6 protein-coding genes are annotated in these 7,180 nt (G+C 73.6%); 2 read left to right on the top strand and 4 right to left on the bottom strand.

Going from position 1 to position 7,180, the window contains the following annotated elements:
- Positions 1-139 precede the first annotated feature (139 nt).
- Positions 140-1,108, top strand: a complete 969-nt coding sequence (locus ABD067_RS12870; RefSeq protein WP_343895705.1) for a Bug family tripartite tricarboxylate transporter substrate binding protein — start codon at positions 140-142, stop codon at positions 1,106-1,108.
- Positions 1,109-1,185: 77 nt separating this feature from the next.
- Complete coding sequence (locus ABD067_RS12865) at positions 1,186-1,572, top strand: VOC family protein (RefSeq protein ID WP_343895704.1); 387 nt, start codon at positions 1,186-1,188, stop codon at positions 1,570-1,572.
- Between the two features lie 21 nt (positions 1,573-1,593).
- Here ABD067_RS12865 and ABD067_RS12860 read toward each other — a convergent pair whose 3' ends face one another.
- The 4 genes from ABD067_RS12860 to ABD067_RS12845 all read right to left on the bottom strand — a co-directional run bounded on the left by ABD067_RS12860 (position 1,594) and on the right by ABD067_RS12845 (position 7,165).
- Complete coding sequence (locus tag ABD067_RS12860) at positions 1,594-2,529, bottom strand: dihydrodipicolinate synthase family protein (RefSeq protein ID WP_343895703.1); 936 nt, start codon at positions 2,527-2,529, stop codon at positions 1,594-1,596.
- A complete protein-coding gene (locus ABD067_RS12855) occupies positions 2,529-3,953 on the bottom strand; it encodes a M20 family metallopeptidase (protein WP_343895702.1) in 1,425 nt (474 codons plus the stop codon). The genes ABD067_RS12860 and ABD067_RS12855 overlap by 1 nt, the downstream gene beginning before the upstream one ends.
- An 11-nt stretch (positions 3,954-3,964) precedes the next feature.
- Positions 3,965-5,224, bottom strand: coding sequence for a flavin-dependent oxidoreductase (locus tag ABD067_RS12850; RefSeq protein WP_343895701.1), 1,260 nt, complete (start codon positions 5,222-5,224; stop codon positions 3,965-3,967).
- A 207-nt stretch (positions 5,225-5,431) separates the two neighbouring features.
- On the bottom strand, positions 5,432-7,165 hold the full coding sequence (locus ABD067_RS12845; protein ID WP_343895700.1) for a cation:proton antiporter domain-containing protein: 1,734 nt from the start codon (positions 7,163-7,165) through the stop codon (positions 5,432-5,434).
- Between the last annotated feature and the right edge of the window lie 15 nt (positions 7,166-7,180).

Here is a 7,180-nt window from a genome sequence, read left to right as displayed (position 1 = left end):
CGCCGGCCGGCGCCCCGCGGGGGCCGCCCGCGTTCGGATACTTTCAAGGCCCGCCGTTTTATTTCACTAAAGTAGCGAATTTCTGTTGCGACGTCGTACATATTACGTTACTTTATAGGAACAACTTGAGGTTCCGCTCATGCTCCGCCGCAATGTCCTCGCTTTGAGCGCCGCCGGCCTCTCCGCGCCATTCGTGGCGCGCGCGCAGGCTCCTTGGCCCAGCGGCCCGGTCCGGGTGATCGTGCCGTTCCCGCCCGGCGGCGGCACCGACATCATCGCCCGCGTCTTCCAGCCCAAGCTCGCCGAGGCGCTCGGCAAGCCGGTGGTGATCGAGAACCGCGGCGGCGCATCCGGCTCCGTCGGCGCCATGGAAGCGGCCCGGGCGGCACCGGACGGCCACACCTGGCTGATGGTCTACGACACCGAAGCCACCAACCAGACCACCATGCGCCTGCCCTACCGGCTGATGCAGGCCTTCGCGCCGGTCAGCCTGGTGGCCACCGGCCCCCTCGTGCTGGTCGCGGGCAAGGCCGCCCCTTGGGCGAACCTGCGCGAGTTGGTCGCCGCGGCGAAGAAGGCGCCCGATGCCATAAGCTACGGCACCGCCGGGATCGGCACCCTGGCCCACGTCTCCACCACGCTGTTGCAGCAGATGGGCGACTTCAAGCTGGCGCACGTCCCTTACCGCGGCGGCGGGCCCGCCCTCCAGGCCGTGCTTTCCGGCGAGGTCCCGCTGGCCAGCCTCCCGGCCGTCACCGCCAACCCGCAGATCCGCTCCGGCGCGCTGCGGCCGCTCGGCGTGACCACCGCCGGCGAGAGCCGCCACGTGCCCGGCGTCAAGAGCTTCGCGCAGCAGGGCTTCGCGGACTTCGACGCGCCGACCTGGTGGGCCATGCTCGGCCGCGCCGGCACGCCCGCGCCGATCGTGCAGCGGATGCACGAGGCCCTGGCTTCCGTGCTCACGAACCCCGAGCTTCGCGCCAAGATCGAGGAGCAAGGCGCCGACGTGGTGGCGGGCGGGCCGGAGCGGACGCGCCGCTTCCTCAACGCCGAAGTCCAGCGCTGGGGCCAGGTCATCCGCGACAACAACATCACCCTCGAGGGCTGACGCCGCCGGCGCGACCCCTCCCGCGGCGGCGCGGGCCACGCCGCGCGCCGCCCCGATCCCGCTGTCAGGAGCCCCACATGACGCGCTTCACCATGGACCACGTCCACCTCAGGAGCCCCGATCCGGTGCGGACGGCGGATTTCTACGTCGAGATGCTCGACGCCGAACCCGTCGGCCGGATGCAGAACGGGGCGGCGCTGCGCGTAGTCGTCAAGCTCGGCGGCGTGCCGCTCTTCATCGAGGAGGTGCCGCCCGGCACGGCGCGCCCGCCGGCCGCGCCGTTCCTGGGCGTCGAGCACATCGGCCTCGCCGTGCCGGACCTGGACGCGGCGGTCGCCGAACTCCGGCGCAGGGGCGCCGAATTCGCGGTGGAGCCGCACTCGCCGAGGCCGGGGTTCAAGATGGCTTTCCTCCAGGCCCCGGACGGCGTGCGGGTGGAGATCCTGCAACGCGGCGGCGCCTGAACCCTTGCGAGCGCCGCCCGCTCAGAGCCGCACCGCCCGGTCCCGCCGCGACAGCCGGTCCAGCAGCCAATCCACCTCCGCCCGCGTCTCGGCCGAGAGCTTCGGTCCCGGCGCGCGGAGCGCCTCGCAGGCGATGATGCCGCGGCGGCGCAGAACGTACTTGCGCACCGCCAGGCCGAGGCCCGGCTGGTGCTCGGTGCGGATCAGCGGCAGGTGCAGGTCGAACAGGTCGTGCGCCGCGGTGCGGTCGCCTTCCGCGACGAGGCGGCAGACGCGCACCAGCATCTCCGGCACGGCGTAGCCGGTCATGATGCCGTCGGCGCCCCGCTCCAGTTCTTCGGGCAGGAACAGGCCGCCGTTGCCGCCGAGGATGGAGAGGCGGCGCATCCTGCCTTCGTCCGACAGGCGGCGGAGCGTGGTGATCTTGTCGAGGCCGGGCCAGTCCTCGGCCTTCAGCATGACCAGGCGCGGGTGGGCCTCGGCCATGCGGCGGACCATGTCCGGCGACATGTGGACGCCGGTGAGCTGCGGGTAGTCTTGCAAGACCCAGGGCGCGTCGCCCACCGCCTCCGCCGCGCCCGCCATGTAGGAGAGCACCGCGTCGTCGCCGCGCAGCCCGGATTGGGGGGCGATCATAACGCCCGCCGCGCCGGCCTCCATCGAGGCGCGCGCGAGGGCGCGCATGGCGGCGAAGCCGGGGGCGGACACGCCGACGATCACCGGCACGCGCCCGCCCACGCGCCTCAGCACCAGCGAAACGAAGCGCCGCGCCTCCTCGGCGTCGAGCTTGGGTGCTTCGCCCATGACGCCGAGGATGGTCAGGCCGGAGGCGCCGGCCGCGAGGAAGGCGTCCGTCATGCGCTCGGCGCTGGCCTCGTCCAGCGCGCCGTCCTCGCGGAACGGGGTCGGCGCGATCACGAAGACGCCCTTCGCGCTCTCGTCCAAGCGTTGCGGCATCAGGCGGCTCCCTTCGACATGCCGAGCGGGGGCTTCACGTCCGGCGGCATCGGGCTCTCGTAGGGCGTGCGGGCGGTGCGCGCCGCCAAGTCGGCCTTGGCGCGGGCGACCAGGTCGGGGTCGCGTACCGCGTCCACCGCCGTCCCCGCCATGACCTTGGCGACGTGGACCATGCCCTTGTGCGCGGCCTGCAACATTCCCTGGCCGGTGAGCTGCCAGGAATGGCCCGGCGTGCCGATGGCGTAGGTGGCGCCCCGCGCCTGCACGGTCGGCACCACCCAGCTCACGTCGCCCACGTCAGTCGAGCCGATCATGGGCGCGCCCCGCGCTTCCAGCGGGACCACGGCGTCGCACAGCGGCACATCCCGTTGCGGCAGGCCCGTCTTGCGCCAGGAGGAGGCGATGTCCTCCTCCGTCAGCGTCGCTTGGTACTCGGCGGCTTTGGCACGGTCGGCGGCGTCGAAGGGGGGCGGGCCGAGGCGGTCGAAATTGTCCTGCATGGCCCGCTCCAGCGGCGCGTTGCCGAGCAGGTTGGCGACGCCGCTGATGACCTTGGCCTCCACGCGCGTCTCGGTCATTAGCGCGGCGCCCTCCGCGATCTTGCGCACGCGCTCGATCAGGCGCTTCAGCTCCGGCAAGGTCCCGGCGCGGATCAGGTAACGCACGCGCGCTGTGGCCTGCACCACGTTCGGCGCCACGCCGCCAGCGTCCAAGTACGCGGAGTGGACGCGCGCATCGTTCGGCATGTGCTCTCGCATGTAGTTCACGCCGACGCTCATCAGCTCCGCCGCGTCCAGCGCGCTGCGGCCGAGGTGCGGTGCGGCGGCGGCGTGCGACGCGCGGCCGTGGAAGGAGAAGTCGATGCGCGTGTTGGCCAGCGACAGGGCCTCGTTCACCCCGGAGAAGGCGGAGGGGTGCCAGGAGATGGCGATGTCCACGTCGGAAAAGGCGCCGGCGCGCACCATGAAGCCCTTGGCCGCGCCGCCTTCCTCCGCCGGGCAGCCGTAGTAGCGGACGCGGCCGGGCAACTTGTTCTCAGCCAGCCAGTCCTTCACCGCCGCCGCGGCGAGCAGCGAGGCGGCGCCGAGCAGGTTGTGGCCGCAGCCGTGGCCGACGCCGTCGCCCGGCAACGGGCGCTGCTCCGCGACGCCCGGCTCTTGCGAAAGGCCGGGCAGCGCGTCGTACTCGCCGAGGATGGCGATGACGGGCCCGCCCTCTCCCGCCTCGCCCAGCACCGCGGTCGGTATGCCGGCGACTTCCTTGACGACGCGGAAGCCCTCCTTCTCCAGCATGGCGGTGTGCTCGGCGCAGGAGCGGTGCTCGGCGTAGGCGAGTTCGGGCATCCCCCAGACGCGGTCGCTGAAGGCGGCGTACTCCTCGCCCCGCCGGTCCACGTGGCGCCAGATCCCTTCGGTGTTGCGCATCCCTCGGCTCCTCAATCGTCTCCCGCCGCCGTCCGCAACCGCTCCAGGTCGTAGCCGGCGACGCGCTTGTAGCTCCCGGTGATGGCCAGCATCTCCTCGCGCGACATCACGTCCTCGATGCGGGCGAAGGGCTTGTCCCCGGTGCGCTCGTGGACCACGCGCAGGATCGCGTCCGGCGGGCTGGTGCGGTTGGTCAGCACCACTCGGGTCGTGGCCGGCAGCCGCTCCGCCTCGTAGGCGGCGAGCGCCGCCGCCGGATCGTCCGGCATCCGGGCCAGCGCGTCCGCCAAGCAGCGGGCATCGAGGATGGACTGGCCGGCGCCGTTGGAGCCGCGCGGCACCATGGGGTGCGCGGCGTCGCCGAGCAGCGTCAGGCGTCCGAAGGTCCAGCGCGGCAAAGGGTCCTGGTCCACCATCGGGTATTCCAGCACCTGTTCCGAGGCGTGGAGCATGGCCGGCACGTCGAGCCAGGGGAAGCGCCATTCCGCCACGCGTGGCAGCACGTCCTCGATGCTGCCGGGCAGGTTCCAGTCGCGGCGGCTGCGGTAGGTGCCGGTCTCGATCTCGAACACCCAGTTGAGGAGCTGTCGCCCCTCGGCGTCGATCGCGTCGCGGATCGGGTAAATCACCATCTTGCCGGTGGCGAGCCATCCGACGCGCGCCAGCGTCGCGCCCGTAAGGATGGGCGACCAGGGCGAGACGCCGCGCCACATGTTGTAGCCGGTGTACTTCGGCTCGCCCTCGTCGGGGTGGAGTTGGCGGCGCAGCACCGAGTGGATGCCGTCGCAGCCCACCGCGACCGCGCCGCGCACCGGCGGCGGCGCGGCGCCGGACCCGTCGGGCGCGAAGCCTAGCGTGACCCCGCCCCCGTCCTGCTCCGCCGCGAGCAGGCGGCGGCCCATCAGCACGCGGCCCTCCCCCAGCCGATCCCGCGCCGCGCGGAGCAGCGCCCCGTGCAGGTCGGCGCGGTGGATGGAGAATTGCGGGTGGGGGTAGCCGGCGGCGCGGCCGAGCGGCTCGCTGTGGACGAGTTGGCCGAAGCGGTTGAAGAAGCTCGCTCGGTCGGCCAGCACGGCGACGCGGGACAGTTCCTCCTCCAAGCCGAGGCGGGCCAGCTCGGCCGCCGCGTGCGGCAGGATGTTGATGCCCACCCCCAGCGCCCGGAACTCCGGCGCCGCTTCCAGCACCACGCAGGGGACGCCGTTCCGGTGCAGGCACAGCGCCAGGGTCAGGCCCCCGACGCCGCCCCCCACGATTAGCACATCCCCCACGCGCTCAACTCCTCCACCATTCTGCCGGACGCGGCAGGATGGGCGGGCGGCGGGGAGCGTCAAGCACACCGCTGGCGGGCATTCATGCCCGTGAATGCTTCTCGTGCCGGCGGTACGAAACGCGCGCCCGCCCCGGCAACGCCCGAGCCGCGCCTCCCACGCCGGAAGCGCGCCGCGGGGCCGGCAAGGCGACGCGGCGTGCCCCTGCTACGGGACGGCGGTGCCCGGCATCGCCGCCCGCAGCGCGTCCACCGTGTCCTGCGCCGCCCCCGCGTCCAGGCCGAGGCGCCGCAGGGCGAAGTCCGCCATGCCCAGCGCGGTTTCCCGCTCGCCCATCACCACCAGCCCCACCGCGGCGTCCCGCGTGAGCAGCTCCACCTCGCCGTCCGAGTGGGCGCGGACGGCGGCGGCGACGCCCGGGTTGGCGCGGCGCGCCAGGGCCAGCACCCGCGCCGACTCCTCCGCGTCCGGCAAAGCCAGGACCAGCAGCCGCGCCGCTTCCGGCCGCGCCGCCGCCAACACCTCCGGCCGGGCCGCGTCGCCCCAGATCGCGGGGACGCCTGCCGCCTTGGCGTGCTCGGCGTTGCGCCGGTCGCCCTCGATCACGACAAACGGCATCCCGTGCCGGCGAAGCGCCTCCGCGACCACGCGCCCCACCCGGCCGTGCCCGACCAGGATCGCGTGATCGCGCAGCACGGCGCCCGGCGGCGGGCGGACGGGCCTGCCGCGCCGCCCCACCTCCCAGGACCGGAAGCGCGGCGAAGCGCGCAGCAGCCGCGCCGCGCCCAGCGCCGCCCGGAGCGTCAACGGCGTGAGCAGTATGGCGCCGAAGGCCGCGGCGAGGACGGGCGCGCCGGCCTCCGGCGGCAGGACGCCGCCGTCGGTGGCGATTTTGGCGAGCAGGAAGGAGAATTCGCCGATCTGCGCCATGGCGCCGGCCACCGCCGCCGCCGTCGCCGCTTCGACGCGGAGGACCAGCAGCAGCGCGAAGGTCGCCCCTCCGACGCCCACCAGCACCGCCCCCAGCGCCAGCAGCGACACCACCGGCGCCGCCAGCAGCGCCGCGGGGTCGAGCGACATGCCGACCGAGACGAAAAAGAGCGCGGCGAAGACCCGTTGCAGGCCGACGGTGTCGGCCGCGGCCTGGTGCCCGAGGTCGCTCTCGCCCAGCACCACCCCGGCGAAGAACGCGCCCAGCGCGAAGGACACGTTGAACAGGCCCGCCGCCGCGTAGGCCACGCCGAGCGCGGACACCACGACGCCGAGCGTGAACAGCTCGCGCGAGCCGCTGCGCGCCAGTCCCGACAGCGCCCAAGGCAGGAAGCGCCGGCCGACCACAAAGACGAGCGCGGCGAAGGCCGCCAACTCCAGCGCCGTCTTCAGCAGCGCCGCCGGGAGGCCGTCCGCGCCGGCGCCGTCGCCCGCCACCGCCGGCAGCAGCACCAGCGCCAGCACCACCAGCAGGTCCTGCACCACCAGCCAACCGAGCGCGATCCGCCCCGCGGGGCCGCCGAGTTGGCCGCGGTCCTCCAAGGTGCGGGTGGAGACGGCGGTGGAGGAGATGGCGAGGGTCAGGCCGAACACGGCCGCCGGCCCAGCCGGGAAGCCGAACGCCGCAGCCCCCAACGCGGCGCCGAGCGCCGTGGCGAAGGCCACCTGCAGCGCCGCGCCGGGCAAGGCGATCCGCCACACCGCCAACAGGTCGCGCGGCTCGAAGTGCAACCCGACGCTGAACAGGAGGAGCCCTAGGCCGACCTCGGCCAGGGTCGCGGTGAACTCCGCTTGCGCCACCACGCCCGGCGTGTGCGGGCTGACCACGAAGCCTGCGACCAGGTAGCCGAACAACGGCGGCAAGCGGAAGGCGCGGGCGACCGCGCCGAAGAACAGGGCCAACGCCAGGACGAGGACGAGCGTCGCCAGCATCGGCGAGGTGTGCTGCATGTTCTGCTTCTAGCC

The organism is Craurococcus roseus (genome assembly GCF_039523795.1).
Classification (GTDB): Bacteria; Pseudomonadota; Alphaproteobacteria; order Acetobacterales; family Acetobacteraceae; genus Craurococcus; species Craurococcus roseus.
This window is presented reverse-complemented; position numbering and strand designations above follow the sequence as displayed.